This is a genomic window from Lysinibacillus mangiferihumi (genome assembly GCF_003049665.1).
Taxonomy (GTDB): domain Bacteria; phylum Bacillota; class Bacilli; order Bacillales_A; family Planococcaceae; genus Lysinibacillus; species Lysinibacillus mangiferihumi.
This window is the reverse complement of sequence record NZ_PYWM01000025.1, coordinates 18,295-39,169: the sequence shown is the minus strand read 5'-3', so window position 1 is coordinate 39,169 and position 20,875 is coordinate 18,295. Positions and strand designations below refer to the sequence as shown.

The following is a 20,875-nucleotide window of genomic DNA, read 5'->3' as shown; positions in this document are numbered from 1 at the left end:
CTACAAGAATAATGTTAATGGAGTTGATAAAGAGATGTATACAATGACAGATCAAAAACAATGGAAAGGTCGCATCGATTCAACTACTAATCCAAGTAGTTTCCGATTACATCAAAAAGTAAAACGATTAGCTATTAACGATGTAAGCGCTTCACAACAAAAAAATGCTGGGATTGTCGGGTTTATATGTGATGAAGGGGTACGCCGCAATCAAGGGCGAGTTGGTGCAGCAAATGGACCCAATGCACTTCGTGGTGCACTGGCAAGCTTACCGTGGACATTTGATGAGCAACAGGAAATTATCGATGTCGGTAACATTCTTTGCCTCAATCATGCGTTAGAGGATGCACAACAAGAGCTCGGTGAAATTGTTCAAGGTCTACGCGCTAAAAACATGCAATGTATTATCCTTGGTGGCGGTCATGAAACATTATATGGGCATTACTTAGGTGTTCGTGCAGCATTACAAAAAGATGCTCGTATCGGAATTATTAACATCGATGCACATTTTGATTTACGACCATATGATGAACAAACTTCATCTGGTACAATGTTCCGTCAAATTTTAGAACAAGATCCACATACAGACTATTTTGTGCTAGGCATTCAGCGTTATGGAAATACAAAAGAGCTGTTTGATAAGGCACATGAGCTGCAAGTGAAATATGTGTTAGAAGAACAAATGACAGCAGACAACAACGCGCACATTATGAACGATCTACAGCAATTTATGGATAATCATGATTATATTTTACTAACTTTATGTATGGACGTTGTCAACACAGCCTACGCACCTGGTGTTAGTGCACCCTCTCCTTTTGGTCTAGATCCCAAAACGGTTCGAGCTGTAATTCAAAAAGTAGCATCCCATCCACATACCCATTCTTTTGATATATGTGAAGTGAATCCGTTACTAGATGAAAATGGTCAAACAGTCAAATTGGGTGCTTATTTTGTCTATGATGCACTCAACAACTTACTTAGGAGGAACGGTTCATGATCGAAATTAATCAAATTACAACAATATTTCTCGCAGTCGCGTTATTTGCATTCGGGAGCTTCCTTATTAATAAAATAAACTTTTTAAAGCGTTTCTGTATTCCAGCACCAGTTGTTGGTGGCTTACTTTTTGCAGCACTAGCCACAATATTAAAAACAACTGGCCTATTAGAAATATCTCTTGATACATCATTACAAAGCTTATTTATGATTACTTTTTTCACGACAATAGGTTTAGGTGCTAGCTTTAAACTGGTAAAGCTAGGCGGTAAGCTATTAGTCATTTATTGGCTAGCATGTGGGTTCCTTGCGCTAATGCAAAACGTTATCGGTGTATCCCTTGCTTCACTAATGGGCATTCATCCATTAATCGGTATGATGGCAGGTGCAGTTTCTATGGAAGGTGGTCACGGTGCTGCTGCTGCTTTCGGTCAAACATTAGAAGATTTAGGAATTTCATCAGCTATGACAATCGGTGCGGCGGCTGCAACATGTGGCTTAGTGGCGGGAGGTCTAATTGGTGGACCGATTGTCAAATATTTAGTCGGAAAATACAATTTAACACCAGATGAACAAGAAGCAGAAGCTATTGAATATGAAAACAAACATGAACAAATTACATCGGATTCATTCTTTACACAAGTGGTAATCATCACATTTTGTATGGCTGTCGGAACGTATGTTGGCACTTTATTCTCCGAAGCTACAGGTTTCGTATTACCAGGTTACGTAGGTGCCATGTTTGTCGCTGTATTGGTCCGTAATATTTTAGATAAAGTGAAACCAAACGCCATTAACATGAAAAGTATTTCTTTAATCGGTGACGTAACCTTAGGTGTTTTCCTATCAATGGCGTTAATGAGCATTAAACTATGGGAAATTGCCGATTTAGCTTTACCTCTATTTGTCATTGTTTTTGTACAAGTACTATTCATTGTTCTATTCTGTATTTTTGTATTATTTAAATTACTCGGCAAAAACTACGATGCAGCGGTTATGGTTGCGGGCTTTGCAGGACATGGCTTAGGTGCAACACCGAATGCAATGGCGAATATGTCAGCAGTTGTTCAACGCTTCGGCCCTTCTACAAAGGCATTCCTCGTTGTGCCAATTGTAGGTGCATTTTTAATTGATGTCTTTGGTATTCCTATTATTATTACAACCATTAACTTATTTAAATAACATGAAAAAAGCCGTGCATAGTCTTTATAAGACCGTTGCACGGCTTCTTCCATTATAGAAAGAACTTCATAGAATGCATTATTGTAATATGTCACTTACCGTTACACATTCATAACCTTGTTTCTGTAAATAAAGAATAACATTTTCTAACCCGTTGGCTGTCGTTTGATGGATATCATGCATTAAAATAATACTGCCATCTTTGACAGACGCTTTGACATACGTTAATATTTTATCGGCATTGCGATGCTTCCAATCAAGTGTATCAATCGACCATAAAATAGAAGGCATTGTGATAACAGAGCGCACTTGGTCATTTGTCGCTCCATATGGTGGGCGAAAAACAGTTGGATATTGACCAATAGCTGCGTAAATGGCGTTGCTTGTCCGATCCACTTCTTCTTTAACGCTTGTTTTCGCTAAATTAGTTAGCTTTGGATGATTCCATGTATGATTGCCAATTTCGTGACCATCCTTATACACTTGCTCTACAATTTTTGCATTACTAGAGGCATTTTTCCCTACCATAAAAAATGTTGCCTTTACATTGTATTTCTTTAAAATGGCTAATATTTGGGGCGTAACTTTCGCATTCGGACCATCATCGAATGTTAAAGCTACCCGCTTTTTCGCTCCTTTTGCTACTGGTACTCCTTGATTGTAAACTTTATTATTTACAGTTAAGTCCGTTAGCTCTGAAGCCTTTATGTACCCTTTTTGATCGTCAGCTTCTACATACGCCCAGCCTGCTACTATTGTATATTGCTGCACAATCGTTTTATTGGCTAGCGTGCCTAGCACTTCACCGCTTGGGCTCGCAGTTAAATGCATAATAGCCCCTTTAAGTGCATTTACCTGCTTTTTTATCGCAGTTGGTTTTTTCAGCGCATTTGTCGCGACATAGCCAAATTCATGTCCATATTGCACATATGACCAACCACCAGGTGCTATGCCATACACTATTAACATACTATTTTCATATAGCTGTCCAACTTTTTGTGCACTTGGACTTGGATAGGACATTAAGTTTAGGCCGCCTTTTTTCGCCACTACAGCTTTTTCCGGCGTTAGCTCTGCTAATGTTGAGGCTTCCACATACCCCTCTAACTGTGCCATTTGGATATGTATCCATTCCTCATTGAAAGCTGAGGCTTGCACAAAATTGCCTTGTTTAATATGGCCATTCACTTTGCTTTCTGTGGAAGCCTCTTCATACACCGTCGCATCCTTTAGAACTTGTTGGATAGCAGGCATACTAGCTTGAGCGGAAACATGATTCCCAATAGCCATACTACATAAAAATGCCCATAATAACGCAAAAGGTAATAATTTTTTCATTATTCTACACCGCCTTTATACAATCACTGATGTCGTCTCCTGTGTAAAATATATTAAAAACATAGGATTGAAATCTGATAATGTTATTATACCAGAAAATAGTAAGAATCGACTAGATTTGCTAATTGAAAAGTTCTGTAAGAATGATTTTTGATAATCCACATCGGTGGCATACTGTTGAATTCCTTCTTATACTTTTGCAAAAACTTTATTTGAGATAATGTAATCTTATCCATTCAGAATCTAAATTTCACTGTATTTCCATGCATACGTTAATCGCTAGTTTGCTAACCTTCACAGCATCCCCAACATATGTGCCAATCAACAGCTTCCAAGTGGTTTGCTCTACCTCTGGTGCATAAGCCGTTCAGCTTGATATGCCATATCTTACTATAGTGCTTGATATGCAGCCATTGCATCTTCAACATGTAAAGGTGGCGTCCAAACATGCCCTTCCGCATTTGTCGTAACAAAAATATACACTTCGCCATTTTTTTCAATTAAAGAAGCTAAGCAAAGCCCTGCTTCAGGTGTATAGCCAGTTTTGCCACCAAGAATGGCACCTTCGACCCCATCCATTTTTGAAAATAAAGTGCTAGCAATCGTTAACTCATTTGGCACTTGCGTTGTGTAGCTTTTTGTCGTCATAATCTTATAAAAAGTAGGATTTTCAATCGCATATTGAAAGAGCTTGCTAATATCACGAACACTCGATATATGTGCTGGATCATGAAGCCCACTAACATTTTCGTAATGAGTATCATTTAACCCTAGTTCAAGTGCTTTATCGTTCATCAGTTCCACAAACGCTTTCTCACTCCCTGCAATGGCCGTTGCTAGCGTGGCTGTTGCATCTGCACCTGATGCAAGTAAAGTACCGTATAGTAAATCCTCAATCGTTACAAAATCACCTGCCTGAAAGCCCGCCATCGAAGCATTTTGCGCAGTATATGTTGCAATTGTTTGTGGTGTAACCATCGTTTGCATTTGAAGATCTTTACTCGCCTCAATCGCTACAATGGCTGTCATAATTTTGGTTAATGATGCTGGATAGATAATAGCATCCGCATTTTTTTCATATAACACCTCTCCGCTATCGTTTACCAATAAAGCATTTTTACTATGTAACGAAGATAGCTCAATATCCACTACTTGTTCTTTGGACTTATTCGTATAGAAAAAAAATGCGATGACACCAATACAACAAATTAATACAAACTTTTTCATAAAAAAACGCCTCCCACACATTATAATAGGAGGCAATTATGAATATTCCTGTAGGATATTTATGAAGAAATTCTTAAGGATTGCGGAATATTTCGCATTACGTAATAAAAGCTACTATATATCAATAAAAATCATCGAACGCTAGAGAAATGTTTTGGATTTTCTTATCGGATAATTTAAAAAATACATCCTGTGATACATCTAACTTTAGTGCATGGTCCTTGGCTAATCCAGCATAAATGCCCCGTAAAATCCGCCCAGTTAGACCATGGGATATGACAATCACGTTTTGTTCATCTTTTACACTATCGAGCCAATCAGTCAATCTAGCAACAACCGAGTCGTAACTTTCTCCATTCGGTGCATTGAAATACCAATTATAATGGTCTGTGTTTTCTAAAAGACTTGGCCAAGACTTTTCAATTTCTTTTATTGTAAGCCCAGCCCAATCTCCAACAGCCACTTCGGCTAGTCGATGATCCTTTACTACATCATTAAAATCATAGCCTATCGTTTCGCAAATAATTTCTGCGCTCTGCAATGCTCTTCCTAAAGAACTTGAAATAATTTTCCAATCTTGAGGATTGCCTAGTAAGCTTTTTAACATAACTGCGTTTTGTTGAACTTGTTCGATGCCAACATCGGTTAAGGGTGAATCCAACTCGCCTTGGTATCGTCCTTGCGTATTAAAAACCGTTTCTCCATGACGAAGTAAATAAATAATTTGCCTCAATCCCGTTCCTCCTCTATCTCTCTATTGCCAATTGCTAGTCAGATTGTACAATCAAAGTTAAAAAAGTACAAATAAATACACTAAAGAAATGAAGAGACAGAGTGGGCTATACAACCATGTATCATTTCTTGCAAACTGTGAATGTTTTATTTTTTTAAAAAACCCTACATATTTAAAGTCGCCTATTGCTCGTATCAAGAATATAACTGCACAAACCGTACAACCAAGTGTAAAAAAGTTAAATTCTTGCACATTCCGTAAGTAAATCCCTTTTATTAATTGAAGGGGCATTTTATTCTTTCAATATGCATGGCTAATCTTCTTTTTTACTACCTTTGTTGACATTGATGTTGTTATTAAAGGTGTTTGTAATGTGTAAAAATGTTGGTAAAACACACCCAAGTAACAATAGTAACGGCACTATTTTTTTCATCAAATTCTCCCTACTATATAAAAATCATCTATTCACTATATGAATCGTTCATAGTTAATATGATGAATGCTTATAGGTCGTCAACTTCCTAGCTATTAAAACGTACTATCAAAAAGATTTTCCGCAATCGCTTGTTCAATATCTGAAGCCGTAAATTCCATCAGTTCATTTCTTGTAATAGTAGGCTGTTGGATTAAACGATTCGACTGGATTGTTACCAGCTTTTCAAAGACATTTCGGATATAACGTCCATTTGAAAAGTTCGGGATGGATTCAACAGGAATTTGAGTTAATTGTGCTTTCATATGGTGGGTAAAGGTATCACCATAACGATAATCGTTATTTTTACAGAGCATCGCAAAAATTTCATACAGCTCATCCGTAGTAAAATTATCAAACTGCACAAAATGATTAAAACGCGATTTAAAACCTGGATTGGCTTGTAAAAACGCCTCCATCAGCTCGGTATAACCAGCTACAATAATGACTAAATCATCCCGTAAATCCTCCATCGCCTTTAATAAGCTATCAATGGCCTCTTTACCAAATGCATCTTGTTTATCATGAATTAATGAATAAGCCTCGTCGATAAATAACACACCACCGGTCGCTTTTTTCACTACTTCCTGTACCTTTAAGGCGGTTTGACCAACATAACCTGCTACTAATCCCGCTCGATCGGTTTCAACAAAATGCCCACTAGACAATACACCAAGATGTTTGTATATTTGCCCAATAATGCGCGCAACAGTCGTTTTGCCTGTTCCAGGGTTACCGGAGAAGACTAGATGATACGTAATTGGAAAACTCGTTAAGCCATGATCGACACGTAAACTTTGAATTTTAATGAAGTTGATTAAATTATGTAATTCCTTCTTGGCATTCGGCAGCCCGACAAGGCCATCTAATTGTCCCTGTAGCTTGTTAATCTCTCTCTCTACTTCAGGCGTAATACGTAAACGTTCTCCGTGGATAAACTCCCCGCTATAGATAATTTTACCAGCCTCATTATAATAATCCCCGCGACCATGCTTTTCCCCATTTACAAGGTCACCAATATAAGATGCCTGTCCATTGGCATAATAAAGAATGCCTTTCCCTGTCATCGCATCCTCTTTAAATTGACCTTCCGCTTCTAGCACACCCTGTCTTGAATACACTTTTCCTTTACCATGCTTCATATCTTCAAAAAAATAACCTTCATAGTAAAGGGATGTTGAAGCTGATTTAATTTCCATTAGGCTTGGTGTTTCGGGGGCATAGTATAGCTTCCCTGCCCCTTGCATATGGTTCCACATAAAATCGCCTTCATATTGTAAAAAACCACTTGGGTAATATTGTGTACCTTTCCCTTTTTTCATGCCATGTGCAAAATCACCTTCATAGTGTGGTCGATTTAAATGCGGATATTGCGCCCGTATTTCTTTAAAAGGTGCAATAACAGTCTCTTCAAAATACAAAATACCATAGCCATCCATTAAATCATTACGAAAATGGCCCTCGTAATAAATCTTTCCATCTTTATATAAAATACCATTGCCTTGTTTTTTATTTTGAATAAATTCGCCTTGATAAATCATTTGTCCCTTTAAATACATGATGCCGTTACCTTGCTTCATATGGTTAACAAATTCACCTTCGAATAATCGTTCACCTTCTTGATCAAAAATCGTCCCCTTGCCATCGTATATATCATGACCAAAATCATTTTTCTTAACGCCACCACGGTACATTAATGTCCCATCTGGGTAAAAAAGCTCTTTTTCTTGATGATTATCGTTCATTTTATTGCCATCCTTTATCATTTCAGTATATGCTCAATTATAGCGTGGAACAGAATACATATGTGCGAATTTTTAGAATTTAAGGAGAACAACATGAAAAAAAGATATAAAATACTTTTCACGATTCTATTACCCCTTATCATCCTATATGTGGCGACAACATTACTTACTCGAGATTCTACTTTTAATAAGGAAGTAATCGAACAACTCGATATTGAACAGATTAAGGAAATTGAAATTATCCGAGCATCTGATGAAAAAACAATTACAATAACAGATACAGCGAAAATCGATGAAATGATGCATTTGTTCGAAGATAAAGCGATTCGCAAAGTGCTTTTTGCCAAGTCTGACGTAAAAGAGGCATACTGGTTAACATTCCAGATTAATGATAATCGTGAAATCGGCATACGGATTGATGATTCAACCCATCTTTTTGTATATTTATATGAAGAAAATTATATGAAAGACTATAAGCTATTAGATAAATTGGACACGACGTATATTGAAAAATTATTTTAATATGACATAAAAATTAGCAAGAAAACCTAGTAACAGGAACAGCATATGTAGTAAGACGCAAACTGCGCCATCCAAAATATTGCGTCTTACACTGTACCTTATCTTTTTCATGACGTTATTAAACTAACTGTTTAACCATCGTGAAATAGCTACTTCCAGGAGGATAATCTTTTATTTCCCCAACAACTAGATAGCCTCTTGCTTCATAAAACGTTCGCGCTTGAAAATCATAGGTAGTTAACAATGCCTTTTTGGCGCCCATTTTGATTGCAGTGGCTTCTGCTTGTAAAAGCAATTTTCCACCCAAGCCCTGTTTTCGATACTCCTTGCTAAACCAAAACTTATTGATTTCTAACCAATCCTAATAAACCTCTGCCGTTAACCCGCCAATCCATTCATGCTCATTGGAAACAATAATATTTAAAGGCTGCACTGCACCCTTCTTTCGTATTTCTTTATGATAAGATGAATGTTCATCATTAAACTCTCTTAACTTTGTATTTAGAAATGTAACAAATGCTTCATGATTTTCTAATAAAACTTCTACATTGTCATTCATCTTTTTCACCCCTACTTAAAAAATAGTGACAATTGCGGTAACACCTATCATTCTTTACGTTTCTTCATTGCCACGACCGTGACCATAATGACGCCCAATTTTACTATTAAAATAAGCACGTAGATACTAAAAGAAATCATCGCTGGCAACAGCACCAACCACCACGACCATGTTATAACCTCTGTTAGCTTGAGCACAATAAAAATAACCGTTAACACTTCTGCGATCCCCATGTTGTCACCACCATTGCTACTTATTATTGTAAAAAGTATAACCGATTCCCTTTGTATTTTGGCATTGTATGGAACAAAGCTTGCCAAAAAATCGTTTGATTCTATAGATAGGAGGTACTGTATGGAAGTAAATTCAAATCTAGCATCCACAGTGCTATTCATTTGCACACTCCTTTTATTTTTTATCATCAGTTCATCTGCCACATATTTAAATTTTTTTATCACCTATTTTCATTTTCACCCTTTAAGCGCTGTATTACTTATGACAATCACTTGTTTTTTTCTAGCGCTGATCGTCTTGAAAGATGTCAAAAATATACTGTCATTACTATTAAGCTTTATACTAATCACATTAACCCTTATTTTTGCAGGAATTATCTCTTTTACATTATTCATTGGGCACATGTTCAGCTAATAGCCCCCGTTGTTTTAAAAAGACTAGTTTTAGTCTCCCTTCTATTCAGTTACAATATAAGCGAAATAGACAAAAAAGGAGCTTGCAAATGAAAATTACACAGCTAGATCATTTAGTTTTAACTGTAAAAAACATTGAAGAAACATGCACTTTTTATCAACAAATATTAGGAATGGAAATCGTGACATTCGGAGAAGGAAGAAAGGCACTTCGCTTTGGCCAACAAAAAATAAATTTACATGAAGTAGGTAAAGAATTCGAACCTAAAGCCATTAGACCTACATCAGGCAGTGCTGATTTATGTTTCATTACGGATGTACCTTTACCCGCTGTCATAAAACATTTACATCAATTTGCTATTCGAATAGAAGAAGGACCAATTAATAGAACAGGAGCTCTTGGCCCCATTACTTCAGTCTATATTCGTGATCCTGACAACAATTTAATCGAAATTGCTAATTATTAATTTGAGGAGACAAACAACGAGGTATTTATGATACACAGAGTACACCGGAAGATAATTGCTATGCTGATATAGTTTTAAGGGCAAATCCTTTTTTTCAAATATTGATTAAATCTTCAACTAACAATGACTTTAAACAGCACAGGAAAAATGAGCTTGGACATGATTGTCCTAGCTCATTTTTTAACAAAGGACAAGTTGTTCTCTTTTTCTATAGTTACACTTTGTTTTACTATAAAAGCATAGTTATAGTCTTCGTCCTCACCCATTCACCACTGTAAGCTCCCAGGTAGATGAATTCTCCATTGGGGATAATAACTCACAACCTCCTGTTAAATGGTCAACTGGCTTATTTAGCAAAATTCTAATATCGAAGGATGTCCCTCATCTTTTCAATCTTAGGGACTCTTGACACACCACACTCGAACATTAATAAAAATCACAGTACACAATCCAATCCCCTTTTTCTGGATTGTAGAAAAAATAAAAACTACCACTATCTATAATATTGAAGCGAGCCTTTTCATCAGAACTTATTTGAAATATAAATGGGTATTCTTCCCCGAAAGAAACGCCACTTTGAGTAAAAGAAGGATATCCTCCAATTTTATGCGTGGCATATATTTTTTCAACAATCTCATCGTAATATTCAATGTCCTCCTCAAATTCAAGCCGTAAAATTTCATTTTCAATTGCTGGGGCAATACTATCAGAATCTTCCCAAGCAGGGGCATCATTATTAATGAATACAGGGGTTAAAGGAAAAGGCTTTATTTTCTTAGATTGTTTATTTACCTTTTGTAATTCATCCAGTTCCGTATAACAATTTATCTTAAAAAATGAAACTAAATCATCTCTATCTAGATTATTAAATACATCGAAGTCCATATATAGGGTTAATAATTGATAGCTTGTTAATTCCTTTGGTACATAAGGTAAATTATATAAAAACATTGTACAAATAGGGTCGAAATTAGAAGGAATAGTTTCTCCTTCTTTTTCCCATAAAACTTTGCCAATCCAACTTTCACCTAATTCCTCTGTTGGTCGGTATCCTCCTGTTTGAAAGATAGTAGCTTTTTTAAATAGTGCATGTTTAATTTGTGCAATATTCAATAATTTCTCCTCCTAGTATGTTTGTTATCTATTATATTAAATATCCTAAAAATTCAAAATCGTTGTCTAACTATCCCGCTTCTGTAGAGACATGAAAAAATTTAATCTAAATGTTAATAACCTAAATATTAACATTTATCAGTATTGTATTTCCATTTATTGTTTTACAGTGATAAAGAGGTACTTATTAAATACTAAGTATCAATAAATAAAATAGTAAAGGAGGTTTCTTGGTCGGAAGCACTCAATTTATCATCGAGGTAACTCGCACAAAGTACGTATATACTAGGAGGAAGATACATGACAACTCAACTAATTCGAGAAAAATTTTCGTTTGCAGATTTACCAGCAGTGAATTCAAGTTATGACAAAGTGAGAGAAGCATTCAAGGAAAAATTCAAAGTCAACCCTGATGGAATCGCAGTCAATAGTGAAACGTATTTTAAGGGGGTTAAGCCTGCAATCACTGAACAATATGGTCACCCATGTTTCAAAACACTTGGTGATTTTTCTTATACAAAAGGAAATGGGGCACCACCTAAGTCAGTCATTGTTGGGAGCAATATCGCAGTAAATCATGGAGATGAAGCAGCTACGATGACTTTAGAAGTTCAAGGTAGCTGGCAAAGTCAACAAACATGGTCTTCTGAAAGTACAACTGGGTTAAATTTTTCCTCCAAATTTACGATTGAAGGAATTTTTGAATCGGGCATGGAGTTCTCTTTTAGTACGACTACAGGAGAATCAAAGAGTGAAACAGAATCTAAAACAGCCACTGCAAAAATTGAGGTGACAGTACCCCCAAGAAGTAAGAAGAAAATTGTAATTGTTGGTACATTAAAAAAAGAGACGCTGCATTTCCGTGCACCTATTTTTGTCAACGGCATGTTTGGCGCAAATTTCCCAAAGAAAGTACAAGATCATTACTTTTGGTTCCTTAATGCAGCAAGTGTCCTAAAAAATACATCCGGCGAAATAACTGGAACAATTCGAAACTCGGCTGTCTTTGATGTGCATACGGAGATTGGTCAAACAGAACCATTAACAGTTGAAGAATTAAACGAATTCATGGCATTGAACTAAATAGCTGGAAACTTTATCGGTGGGATCCTTCAACCCACCGATTTTCCATTAGTAGCCACTATCACCTTAGCCTCTTAGTTTACGATAATCGCCTTGTTATGCTATTATTTTTTTGTATTTTTAAGCATAAGGAGGAGAGATTATGTCAAAAAACACCATGATATGGACCATTATTACTGCTGTTCTGACTGCTATGGTATACATAGATGGCTATTACTTGTGGGGTATCTTTTTTGTCACTATTCCTTTAGCGGTTGTATCAGCTATCATTTCGATGGTTGTTACATATAAAGAACAACGACCTGTCTATATGCTTGTAAATGTATTATTCAACTTTATTGCGATTATTGGTTTTTTTGTTTTACACAAATAACTTTACGGGTAATAGCTATCTTAGCGCGTACACCCACTCGTAGAATTTAACTACTGCAGTTGATTTCCGCTACGTGCGGACGCTTTTCACTCAACACAGCATAAGCCGCAACCCTCTGCTTGCGCGCGGTTTGCTTGCGGCTAACGCTGGGTGCTTTTCCCTGCCCTCCGCTCCAATCTCATTACCTTTTTTGGAAGGACATTAATCCTTTCCATTCTTTGTCTACAGATTTCATTAACTCACCTACTACAACTGTTCCAAATGAATGCTCAACAGCGCCATTAATTTGCCATATTCTATCAATTTCGCCCTATCTATTAAATGTTTGTAAAAACTGTTAGCAAGAAGCTTAATACTGTCTCCAATGTATATCAAAAGCGCCTCTATACCAGCATTTCTAATCGTTAAATTTTATCGTTCCTCAATCACTTTTTCATAAATGTTTACGGTGTCCGCACAAATTTTGACGGTCTCCGAAAGCAAAAATTTCGGAATCCCACCATTGTAATGTCGGAATTTGTAATGATAGGATTAAATTAACTCGAGGGTATATCTATCGCTGTTGCAGCAAACTTATGAAATATACAGATTCTAGCGATTAACAAAAATTTACATTGCTATTATTTTTTCATCTTTCCATAAATTCGTGAAGGAAGGTTCTTGTGAGAGATTTAAAAAAGGGCACTATTTATGCAATTATTTCAGCTTTGTGCTTTGGCATAATGCCTATTTTCGCAATAAAAGCATATAGCTTTGGTATGTCCGTTTATACATTACTCGTTTTAAGATTTTCAATAAGCTCTTTATTATTTTTTATATTTCTAATATGGAAAAAAACAACGTTTAAAATAGGAAAAAAGGATTTCAAGTTACTTTTTCTATTGGGTGGTGTGTTATTTACACTGCTTTCAGTCTTGCATTTTGAATCATTAAAATATCTGACATCATCGATGGCCGTCTTATTATTATTTTCATTTCCTATATTTGTATCAATTTTTTCTTTTTTTATCTACAAAGAAAAATTAAAGATCCAATCAATCATCGCATTATTATTCACCTTTATTAGCATGATTTTTTTATTAGGGGTTTCTTTTCAAGGTATAAATATGAAAGGTGTAGCTTTAGCGTTACTAGCAGCCATTGTCTACGCACTTTATATGATTCTTGGAAAAAAAGTCACTGATAATAACTCCCCAGTCGTAACAAGTACGTATGTTACCTTATTTGCTGCACTAGGTGTAATTTTAATTGGCCTAATTAGAAATGAACTACATTGGAATTTTACCTCAAATGCATGGATATATGTATTCTGCATTGTTGTTATTTCAACTATTATTGGCGAAATAACGTTATTTAAATCTCTACAGATTCTTAATTCAACAAATGTTTCTATGATTAGTATGGTCGAACCGATATTTACTTCTATTTTCGGCTTACTATTTTTACAGGAAGTTTTGCAACCGCTTCAATTATTAGGAGGCTTATTTATCTTAATCGGATTAACTTTTTTAATATATTTTCAAAACAAAATTTAGTTCAATTCAATTACTCATCGAAAGGAAGATTCTAAGATGATTTTAAATCTAAGTGAACAGAAACTATCCATTCCTGAAGGAACCGAAGATGTTTTAGGACTTGATATGAGATATCGAGAACACATCATCGATATTATTAAAGAAGTATATGAAAACTATGGTTTTAATCCACATAAAACACCTATTTTAGAATACTTAGAGACATTTAACGGACACCACGGAGAAGGCGAAAAGTTATTTTTTCATATAAAAGATAAAAACGACAAGGATTTAATTACTCGCTATGATTTAACCGTTCCACTGGCTAGAGTAGCAAGTATGTATCCAGATTTACCAAGACCTTACAAAAGATATCAAATTGGTCCCTCTTTTAGAGATGACGAGCCTGGAAAAAGCCATTTTAGAGAATTTACCCAATGCGATGCTGATATAATTGGCGCTGACAGTTTATTAGCTGAAATCGACATTACAGTAATGGCACATGAACTACTTACTATATTAGGCATAAAAAACTTTGTTTTAAAAATAAACCACCGACTACTTATACAAGCTTTAGCACTAAAAGTTGGTTTGCAGAGCAAAGAAGAGCACCTCGGATTACAAAGAGCTTTAGACTATGCTGATAAAGTGTCTAAAGATGGATTACAAGGTGTTAAAAACAAACTATTAGAAAATAATATTCCTTTAAATATGGCAAATCAAATACTGATGGAAATTGAGTGTTTTACTAACCTTTTAACGCAATTTGATGATTTACAAGATCAAATCAATCAAATTGAAAAGTTCTTTGATAACTGTCTTTCCGCAGCAAAGGCGGCAGCCGATTTGAAATTTATCATGTCTTATTTGCCAAAAAATGTTCAATCCAATATCAAAATAGATTTAACATTAGCAAGAGGAGCAGATTATTATACAGGTTATATATTAGAGGGCGTTGCAATCGATACTGAAATCGGAGCAATTTTAGGAGGTGGACGATACAATCAGTTAGTTTCAGCTGTGGGCAATGCAAATGAAGCAGGCGTTGGCTTAGCCTTTGGTTTAGAAAGACTGTTATCCGTATTGAAAAGCTTAGATTATATTGATAAAAATATCGTGCTACCTTCCAAAATATTGTTAGCTAATACCAACGTAGAATTTCATCCAAAACTATTTGTGATTGCTCGGGAATTAAGAAAATACTATGATGTGGATATTTATTATAATCAATCTTCATTTGGTGACATCGTCCATTTCGCTCAACAAAATAAGCATCAAATGATTATAGAACTTATTGGAAAACGACCATTAATTCACGCTGTCATAGAGAATGAGACCATGCAGTCGAAAGTGACTGATATTTTAAATAATTTAGACTGTATCTAATGATAAGTACAAGATGTTAGGAACACGATTGTTAAACAACTTTTCTTGAACGCCAATTACTAAACATCCCCCCATGGAAATATTGATACTAGGATTGTTACGTTAACTTTTGCAAGACGTAGCAATCCTATTTATATGTCGTAAATATCAGTTCATAACCGAAACTTCACAAGGCATAATAAAGCTAGCCATGATTATTAATTGGCCACTTTTGTTGTCACTCACTGCGTAATTCCACTCATTTGGTATAACATAATTCTTTAAAATTACAGCCCTTACAGCGCCATTCATCCGTCGTTTGCTCAAAATCTTCAATATCCACTGGCTCGTTTGTCAGAATATCTGCTTGAAACTTTTTCATTTCCAGTACACTACGTCGAAATGTATGTAAAATAGTGTCCATATCAAATGATGTAAATGTATATTGTTTTCGCTGCCCCGTTAGTAAATATTCATTGTATACCTCAATCTTCTCTAACGTTACCCCGTATTTTTGTTGGACGTAATAGGCATAGAGCGCTAATTGCTGACGATCATCATCGGATTTTCCTCCGGTCTTCCAATCGATAATAATCCATTTATCGTCCATATCATCGTAATAATGAAAGTCCATCACAACAAAAACCTGTGTATCCTCAATTTTCATTGAGCGAAACTGTTCGGGCTCACCAATCCGTAATGAACCTGTTTGCGCAGTTATTTGCATAAACGTCTCACTTAGAAGAAAATTTGTGAATACTGCTTCCAACCTACTTTTATAGTCTGTAATCAACTCAGCATTTAGTTGACCATCATAATAAATTTCCTGCATCATGTAATACTTATTAGGCTGATGTCGCCACAAGTCTCCATGACGGGTCGAATCAATAAAGGCGGCATTTAATTGACCACGAGCACGATTAACAAGCTCCGCAACTGACGGCACTGCCCTCGTTTGCAAATAATCAATAATGGTTTGTTCAATTAGCCGGTGAACAATTTGTCCAAATAAAATAGGCATCGCTTGCAACTTTTTTAAGCGATACACATGCTGATGAAAGGGCTCAACTTGATAGCTCAACCAGCCATTATGAGCAAAATAATATTCATATCCATATTTTCTTGCGCAGCTCGTTAAGGTTTTATGGCGTGAAAGTGACCAAGAAAAAGCTGGAAATGGTGATATGTCAAACATGGAAACCCTCCTTATAACTGTTGGAAGAAATCATAAACTAGTTGTAAAATAAGCACTATGGTAACAACGCGTAACAAAATCTTTACTTGATTTGCCTTTACCTTTCTCGCAAGAATAATGCCTATTTGTGCACCAATAATGGAACCTATCATTAAGACAATTGTTAGCGGCCATTCAATTTTTCCCGTTGCAATATACGTAATAGCTGCCCCAGCACACATGGCAAAAACGCCTACACGAGACAAACCTACTGCTTTTATATAGGAAAGTTTTTCATGGGCATAAGTATATAACGCTAACGTACTACTACCTGGACCAAATAACCCATCATAAAATCCTACCCCAAGCAAAATGGGAGCTGTTTTTGAATTCATTTTAAAACTGTCCACTTCACCAAAATCAGCCCCACCGATAAAGGACATGATCAGTGCAAAGCCTAATAAAATAATAGCAATTAGTGTTAACGTCTGACCATTCAGAAAGGAAGCAAAAAGCCCACCTAATGTTCCCCCAATTAAAGATACAAGCAAAACGGAACGCATTTCCGCCCATGACAATTCCTTTCTTCTATAAATCGTATAAAAGCTAGAAAAAGCACTGACCATATTGGAAACTTTATTTGCCCCAATCGCTGAGTGAACCGGCACGCCCATCAGCATCATCGTTGGCAATGTGATTAAACCCCCACCGCCGACTAATGTACCAATTAGATTTCCTGCAATACCGATTACTAAAAATAAAACGTATTCCATCTAATCCTTCTTTCTACATCCAAATGATGTTAATCTTATGTTACAGTATAACAGAATCCTATTTTGAAAGATGAACATATTGAGGTGATCTCATGCATGCACAACAAAAAACACCCATGCCGAGGCTATGTAAACAACTAACGATAGTTGTAGCAACCATTTTTACTGCTGGCATTACTGCAACGTTAATTCAATATCGTAAGCTCCCCTCATCCATTCCTGTTTTACAAAGCTTTACGACTGACCATGCACAGTTTGGTCCTAAAATCGCCATTTTTTATTTACCTTTTGTTGCATTACTGCTATTTTTACTTTTGCATTACTTAGAAATAAAGGCTGCTTATCCAGTAGTACGAAAACACAAGCCATCCCTTTCTCATCTGGAGCGACAAAATGGTATGATTACTTTTTGTATTATTAAAAACAGTATTTTGTTATATTTTACATATTCACTTTTTAATGATTTAACAGTGGCAATGGGACATAATCGTATTTTACAACAATGGCATGCATATGCATTTCTTGCTTTGTTATTCGTTATCTTTATCGCCGGCATTATTCGCGGGCTATTACTTCAACATAAAGCAAAAAGCTAGCTGCACAATCACCTTTGTGCACTAGCTTTTTCTTATAATAACACAGTGCCAAATTACTGATTTTAGCGCCCCTTTTTCCTTATCAACTATTAGCAAAAAAATAATAAAATTTCCCCATAAAACCATTGACCGAGAATGATTCTCAATGATAAAATTTCCGTAAATAAACGACGAAGGAGGACGACTTATGTCGAGTTGGGGATCAAGTATTGTAAATGCTGCTAAAAAAACGGCTAAAAATCAGATTTGGCCTGCTGCGATAGGAACTAGCGTAATAACAGGAGCAGGTGCTGGTATAGGGAAAGGTATTTATACTGACACCCAGAATAAGGTATATAAACATATAAATAATATATAACACAAAAATACCCGTTAAAAATGTTGCTAAAACTGTTGTTTCAACAGCCGTAAAAACAACTGATATTGGCTTAGGCGTAACACTTGGCGTAAACTTTGGCTATCGTTTAGGGCAAGAAAGAGGATGGTGGAAATAATCGCTACTTTCAAACTTAATTTTTCTGAAAATATAAAACATTTGGATATTTGCTACAAAATACATGATGAGTTATTGACTCAACAATGCTTTTATAATGCAGTAAAAGAATATTGGGAAGTAATGCTTGAAAAGTTTCCTTATAATACATTATATTTCTTTCAAACAAAGGATAACTACTTCTTAGATCCGAGCAATCCAATAATTCACCAAGATGGACAAATGATTTATTCTGTTTATACAGAAAAGCAAAAAACACAACAAGTTAATATGACAGCAAGTGTTACTATAAACAATCAAAAAATAGATGGTGTCAATATTACACCTACAGTATTTGTAAATGATGTTTTTATTTCATTGTCAATCACATTGCATTTCAATAAAATGGCGCAAACAACAGCGCATATTATCACAATTGATGGATTAGTCCTGAAGAAACGTACTATATAATGGACAACCTTTTACGATTCGAAAAAGGCGCAACTAAAGTTCAGGCAAATCCTCATTTACGAATTGACCCTTCTACTATGAAACTAGGTATTTGGCATGTAAGAATTTTAATTAGTAACATTCTCGTGCAAAAAGTACAATTCAAGTTATCAACCATTTCGTACTTCAAGGAAAGTTGGTGAAGTATTATGTGGTATTATCAATCACTCGCTTATTTTTTATATTTTACTTTAATAATATTTATACCTTCATTTGTAAGGGGTTCGCCTTACAAAGAAACACCAAAATCCTCCTATACAAGAAGGTTATTCACGACTATGGTATGGGCTCTTTTCTTAACATGCATAGTTACACTATTAGATATAAGATTTCCTTTTGGATTTGATTAGAACTTTTACTAAATACGTATAACCTGCCTCTTCTCCTAACAACTAGGAGGTGTTTTCTATTAAAAATTCGTCAAAAAAAGACAAAGTAATAATAGCATCTGGTTTTTTCTTTATCGCTTTTTCCGTTAAGTTATTTCAGGATTTTGATGATTTAAATCTACAAGATTTACTAGCATATACTCTTTTTGCTGCAATAGCTACTGGGATATTTTTTATTTTAAAGTACCCATTTAACAGCAAATAGTTTTCATTAAATACATTAAACAGGAGTGATATTATGATAAAAAATAGTCTATATACTTTATTTAAAGGAACTATGGTCGTTGTTATTGTAACGTTTTCTATACTTGGTGTATTTACAGAAAATACGGTTGCGAACGAATACCCCGATGACGAAGAGGTTCTCGCTTTGATTGAAGAATCTTTAGAATTAATTTATGAAAAAGGAATTATTACTGACAACAACGGATATTTTTGGGGATATGATAAAGAAATATTTGTAAAGAATTTAAAAAAATATGACGGTTATGAAGAGATTATACAAGCATTTGAAAATAAAAATTTATTTGTAGATATTAAACAAGCAGATGTTTCTATCCATTCTAAGATTGAAACTAGAGCTGTTGCTTGTGGATGGCATTTATTGAGACCAACCGCAGAATATAGAGCGGCACATAACAGCTGTCTTTCCAAAGGATTAAAAGAACATTTTGGTTTAGTTTCTTCACTTAGCACCTTAGCGAATTTAATATTTGATAAAAAGTTCAAATTAGCTGCTTCACATATACTAAAGCTTGGGATAAGATCGAATATTGCAGGGGCTGTTGTAACAATAGGGTTTATTCAATCCAAATGTGCAGAAGAAATGGATAAGAAATTCCCCGGAAAAAGTAACTGTGAATAATTAGACAGCGTACTTAGCTAATTAGTGAAGGTGTTTAATATGAAAAAAATTAAAAATATATTAAAAAACAGATTAGTAATAGCATCATTATTTTTCTCAATAAGTATTTTCATCATGATAATTGTGGATACTAATGATTTCAGTATGTCAGGGCTAGTAAATTCAATCATTTTTGCAGCATTTGCAGGGAGTGTAATTTTTATTTTAAATTACCCGTCTAAAAGTAAGTAAAATTCATATTTTCAACTTATAAAAAATTCAAATCTCATGCACTTTATTGAAAGTTGCAAAGATTGAATTAACTTACATTGTTTAGGAAGAGGTCGAACTCGATATTTTTTGACATAATATATGTAAACAGCTACCATAATCTAATCACTAGCTTTTATATCTTGAAATAGACCCATTTCAACATCACTTATCAAAGTCGATTGCATCCTAAAATTTTGGACCAATCGACTTTTACTATTTATATTACATCATTCATTTTCTTTTTATTGTGGGAGAAGATACTTTCAAAATATAAATTCATTAATATCAGCCCTAATGCAAAAGCAATAAGACCTCCACTAATAAATGCAAGTAACAGTTTATAAAATAATCCAAATTCCGCTGTATAGTGATAATAATCTAATATTAGAAAAATGCCTATTGTGCCAATAATCGAAGTAAAACTAGAGATACAATATGCCCAGATAAATTGTTTTCTGCTGTACAAAATATTCCCACATCCTTTCAATGCGCTTGTATATATTAG

The 20,875-nt window shown here is 35.2% G+C and carries 23 protein-coding genes and 1 pseudogene; 12 read left to right on the top strand and 12 right to left on the bottom strand.

The window, feature by feature from the left end:
- The first annotated feature begins 34 nt into the window (after positions 1–34).
- Positions 35–1,000, top strand: a complete 966-nt coding sequence (gene hutG / locus C9J37_RS20285) for a formimidoylglutamase (RefSeq protein WP_107896837.1) — start codon at positions 35–37, stop codon at positions 998–1,000.
- Positions 997–2,181 (top strand): sodium/glutamate symporter, encoded by a 1,185-nt coding sequence (gene gltS, locus C9J37_RS20280; RefSeq protein WP_024361893.1) that lies wholly within the window; start codon positions 997–999, stop codon positions 2,179–2,181. The genes hutG and gltS overlap by 4 nt, the downstream gene beginning before the upstream one ends.
- A 78-nt stretch (positions 2,182–2,259) precedes the next feature.
- On the opposite strand, the gene C9J37_RS20275 is transcribed toward gltS, so the two are convergent.
- The 5 genes and pseudogenes from C9J37_RS20275 to C9J37_RS20255 form a co-directional block, all read right to left on the bottom strand.
- Positions 2,260–3,519, bottom strand: coding sequence for a polysaccharide deacetylase family protein (locus tag C9J37_RS20275; protein ID WP_107896836.1), 1,260 nt, complete (start codon positions 3,517–3,519; stop codon positions 2,260–2,262).
- Between the two features lie 390 nt (positions 3,520–3,909).
- Positions 3,910–4,746, bottom strand: a complete 837-nt coding sequence (locus C9J37_RS20270; protein WP_107896835.1) for a D-alanyl-D-alanine carboxypeptidase family protein — start codon at positions 4,744–4,746, stop codon at positions 3,910–3,912.
- A 121-nt stretch (positions 4,747–4,867) separates the two neighbouring features.
- Positions 4,868–5,479: a histidine phosphatase family protein gene (locus C9J37_RS20265; RefSeq protein WP_024361896.1), complete on the bottom strand. Its 612-nt coding sequence runs from the start codon at positions 5,477–5,479 to the stop codon at positions 4,868–4,870.
- Positions 5,480–5,536: 57 nt separating this feature from the next.
- Positions 5,537–5,743: pseudogene (locus tag C9J37_RS20260) on the bottom strand (DUF3995 domain-containing protein); the annotation flags it as partial.
- Between the two features lie 264 nt (positions 5,744–6,007).
- Positions 6,008–7,696: an AAA family ATPase gene (locus tag C9J37_RS20255; protein WP_107896833.1), complete on the bottom strand. Its 1,689-nt coding sequence runs from the start codon at positions 7,694–7,696 to the stop codon at positions 6,008–6,010.
- Between the two features lie 93 nt (positions 7,697–7,789).
- Between C9J37_RS20255 and C9J37_RS20250 the strand changes: the two genes are divergently transcribed.
- Positions 7,790–8,218, top strand: a complete 429-nt coding sequence (locus C9J37_RS20250; RefSeq protein ID WP_069512758.1) for a hypothetical protein — start codon at positions 7,790–7,792, stop codon at positions 8,216–8,218.
- 118 nt (positions 8,219–8,336) lie between these two features.
- On the opposite strand, the gene C9J37_RS29100 is transcribed toward C9J37_RS20250, so the two are convergent.
- From C9J37_RS29100 to C9J37_RS29090, 3 genes are read right to left on the bottom strand one after another with little or no spacing between them, the layout of a single operon-like run.
- On the bottom strand, positions 8,337–8,567 hold the full coding sequence (locus tag C9J37_RS29100; protein ID WP_268808042.1) for a GNAT family N-acetyltransferase: 231 nt from the start codon (positions 8,565–8,567) through the stop codon (positions 8,337–8,339).
- A gap of 12 nt (positions 8,568–8,579) precedes the next feature.
- Positions 8,580–8,777 (bottom strand): hypothetical protein, encoded by a 198-nt coding sequence (locus C9J37_RS29095; RefSeq protein WP_235617185.1) that lies wholly within the window; start codon positions 8,775–8,777, stop codon positions 8,580–8,582.
- Positions 8,778–8,824: 47 nt separating this feature from the next.
- Positions 8,825–9,172: a hypothetical protein gene (locus C9J37_RS29090; protein WP_235617184.1), complete on the bottom strand. Its 348-nt coding sequence runs from the start codon at positions 9,170–9,172 to the stop codon at positions 8,825–8,827.
- 341 nt (positions 9,173–9,513) lie between these two features.
- Here C9J37_RS29090 and C9J37_RS20235 point away from each other — a divergent pair, with 341 nt between their 5' ends.
- A complete protein-coding gene (locus C9J37_RS20235) occupies positions 9,514–9,891 on the top strand; it encodes a VOC family protein (protein WP_107896832.1) in 378 nt (125 codons plus the stop codon).
- Between the two features lie 426 nt (positions 9,892–10,317).
- Here the strand turns inward: C9J37_RS20235 and C9J37_RS20230 are convergent, their stop codons facing one another.
- Positions 10,318–11,004, bottom strand: a complete 687-nt coding sequence (locus C9J37_RS20230; protein ID WP_107896831.1) for a DUF1963 domain-containing protein — start codon at positions 11,002–11,004, stop codon at positions 10,318–10,320.
- A 300-nt stretch (positions 11,005–11,304) separates the two neighbouring features.
- On the opposite strand from C9J37_RS20230, the gene C9J37_RS20225 reads away from it, so the two are divergent.
- The 4 genes from C9J37_RS20225 to C9J37_RS20210 all read left to right on the top strand — a co-directional run bounded on the left by C9J37_RS20225 (position 11,305) and on the right by C9J37_RS20210 (position 15,360).
- Positions 11,305–12,087: a hydralysin-2 gene (locus tag C9J37_RS20225; RefSeq protein WP_107896830.1), complete on the top strand. Its 783-nt coding sequence runs from the start codon at positions 11,305–11,307 to the stop codon at positions 12,085–12,087.
- 142 nt (positions 12,088–12,229) lie between these two features.
- Positions 12,230–12,460, top strand: coding sequence for a hypothetical protein (locus C9J37_RS20220; protein WP_025219376.1), 231 nt, complete (start codon positions 12,230–12,232; stop codon positions 12,458–12,460).
- A 662-nt stretch (positions 12,461–13,122) separates the two neighbouring features.
- A complete protein-coding gene (locus C9J37_RS20215; protein ID WP_107896829.1) occupies positions 13,123–13,995 on the top strand; it encodes a DMT family transporter in 873 nt (290 codons plus the stop codon).
- Positions 13,996–14,031: 36 nt separating this feature from the next.
- Positions 14,032–15,360, top strand: coding sequence for a histidine--tRNA ligase (locus C9J37_RS20210; RefSeq protein ID WP_107896828.1), 1,329 nt, complete (start codon positions 14,032–14,034; stop codon positions 15,358–15,360).
- 238 nt (positions 15,361–15,598) lie between these two features.
- On the opposite strand, the gene C9J37_RS20205 is transcribed toward C9J37_RS20210, so the two are convergent.
- Both C9J37_RS20205 and C9J37_RS20200 read right to left on the bottom strand, forming a co-directional pair.
- Positions 15,599–16,534 carry a PD-(D/E)XK nuclease family protein gene (locus C9J37_RS20205; RefSeq protein ID WP_107896827.1) on the bottom strand — a complete coding sequence of 312 codons (936 nt, stop codon included), beginning with the start codon at positions 16,532–16,534 and terminating at the stop codon, positions 15,599–15,601.
- Positions 16,535–16,545: 11 nt separating this feature from the next.
- On the bottom strand, positions 16,546–17,286 hold the full coding sequence (locus C9J37_RS20200; protein WP_107896826.1) for a sulfite exporter TauE/SafE family protein: 741 nt from the start codon (positions 17,284–17,286) through the stop codon (positions 16,546–16,548).
- A 92-nt stretch (positions 17,287–17,378) separates the two neighbouring features.
- Between C9J37_RS20200 and C9J37_RS20195 the strand changes: the two genes are divergently transcribed.
- The 4 genes from C9J37_RS20195 to C9J37_RS20180 all read left to right on the top strand — a co-directional run bounded on the left by C9J37_RS20195 (position 17,379) and on the right by C9J37_RS20180 (position 20,118).
- Positions 17,379–17,882: a hypothetical protein gene (locus tag C9J37_RS20195; RefSeq protein WP_107896825.1), complete on the top strand. Its 504-nt coding sequence runs from the start codon at positions 17,379–17,381 to the stop codon at positions 17,880–17,882.
- Positions 17,883–18,069: 187 nt separating this feature from the next.
- The gene (locus C9J37_RS28450) at positions 18,070–18,240 is read left to right on the top strand and encodes a hypothetical protein (protein ID WP_167397380.1); all 171 of its coding nucleotides are present in this window, start codon (positions 18,070–18,072) and stop codon (positions 18,238–18,240) included.
- A 123-nt stretch (positions 18,241–18,363) separates the two neighbouring features.
- Positions 18,364–18,825, top strand: a complete 462-nt coding sequence (locus tag C9J37_RS20190; RefSeq protein ID WP_107896824.1) for a hypothetical protein — start codon at positions 18,364–18,366, stop codon at positions 18,823–18,825.
- Positions 18,826–19,491: 666 nt separating this feature from the next.
- On the top strand, positions 19,492–20,118 hold the full coding sequence (locus C9J37_RS20180; RefSeq protein ID WP_107896823.1) for a hypothetical protein: 627 nt from the start codon (positions 19,492–19,494) through the stop codon (positions 20,116–20,118).
- Between the two features lie 469 nt (positions 20,119–20,587).
- Here C9J37_RS20180 and C9J37_RS20170 read toward each other — a convergent pair whose 3' ends face one another.
- Positions 20,588–20,836: a hypothetical protein gene (locus C9J37_RS20170; RefSeq protein WP_107896821.1), complete on the bottom strand. Its 249-nt coding sequence runs from the start codon at positions 20,834–20,836 to the stop codon at positions 20,588–20,590.
- Between the last annotated feature and the right edge of the window lie 39 nt (positions 20,837–20,875).

What these genes read in the sequence shown, in the direction of transcription:
- hutG (WP_107896837.1), top strand. Translation starts at nt 35, where the DNA reads ATGTATACAATGACAGATCAAAAACAATGGAAAGGTCGCATCGATTCA.
- C9J37_RS20210 (WP_107896828.1), top strand. Translation starts at nt 14,032, where the DNA reads ATGATTTTAAATCTAAGTGAACAGAAACTATCCATTCCTGAAGGAACC.
- C9J37_RS20220 (WP_025219376.1), top strand. Translation starts at nt 12,230, where the DNA reads ATGTCAAAAAACACCATGATATGGACCATTATTACTGCTGTTCTGACT.
- C9J37_RS20225 (WP_107896830.1), top strand. Translation starts at nt 11,305, where the DNA reads ATGACAACTCAACTAATTCGAGAAAAATTTTCGTTTGCAGATTTACCA.
- C9J37_RS20195 (WP_107896825.1), top strand. Translation starts at nt 17,379, where the DNA reads ATGCATGCACAACAAAAAACACCCATGCCGAGGCTATGTAAACAACTA.
- C9J37_RS29090 (WP_235617184.1), bottom strand. Translation starts at nt 9,172, where the DNA reads ATGAATAGCACTGTGGATGCTAGATTTGAATTTACTTCCATACAGTAC.
- C9J37_RS20270 (WP_107896835.1), bottom strand. Translation starts at nt 4,746, where the DNA reads ATGAAAAAGTTTGTATTAATTTGTTGTATTGGTGTCATCGCATTTTTT.
- C9J37_RS20255 (WP_107896833.1), bottom strand. Translation starts at nt 7,696, where the DNA reads ATGAACGATAATCATCAAGAAAAAGAGCTTTTTTACCCAGATGGGACA.
- C9J37_RS20200 (WP_107896826.1), bottom strand. Translation starts at nt 17,286, where the DNA reads ATGGAATACGTTTTATTTTTAGTAATCGGTATTGCAGGAAATCTAATT.
- C9J37_RS29095 (WP_235617185.1), bottom strand. Translation starts at nt 8,777, where the DNA reads ATGAATGACAATGTAGAAGTTTTATTAGAAAATCATGAAGCATTTGTT.
- C9J37_RS20275 (WP_107896836.1), bottom strand. Translation starts at nt 3,519, where the DNA reads ATGAAAAAATTATTACCTTTTGCGTTATTATGGGCATTTTTATGTAGT.
- C9J37_RS28450 (WP_167397380.1), top strand. Translation starts at nt 18,070, where the DNA reads ATGTCGAGTTGGGGATCAAGTATTGTAAATGCTGCTAAAAAAACGGCT.
- gltS (WP_024361893.1), top strand. Translation starts at nt 997, where the DNA reads ATGATCGAAATTAATCAAATTACAACAATATTTCTCGCAGTCGCGTTA.
- C9J37_RS20250 (WP_069512758.1), top strand. Translation starts at nt 7,790, where the DNA reads ATGAAAAAAAGATATAAAATACTTTTCACGATTCTATTACCCCTTATC.
- C9J37_RS20235 (WP_107896832.1), top strand. Translation starts at nt 9,514, where the DNA reads ATGAAAATTACACAGCTAGATCATTTAGTTTTAACTGTAAAAAACATT.
- C9J37_RS20205 (WP_107896827.1), bottom strand. Translation starts at nt 16,534, where the DNA reads ATGTTTGACATATCACCATTTCCAGCTTTTTCTTGGTCACTTTCACGC.
- C9J37_RS20180 (WP_107896823.1), top strand. Translation starts at nt 19,492, where the DNA reads ATGATAAAAAATAGTCTATATACTTTATTTAAAGGAACTATGGTCGTT.
- C9J37_RS20190 (WP_107896824.1), top strand. Translation starts at nt 18,364, where the DNA reads ATGGTGGAAATAATCGCTACTTTCAAACTTAATTTTTCTGAAAATATA.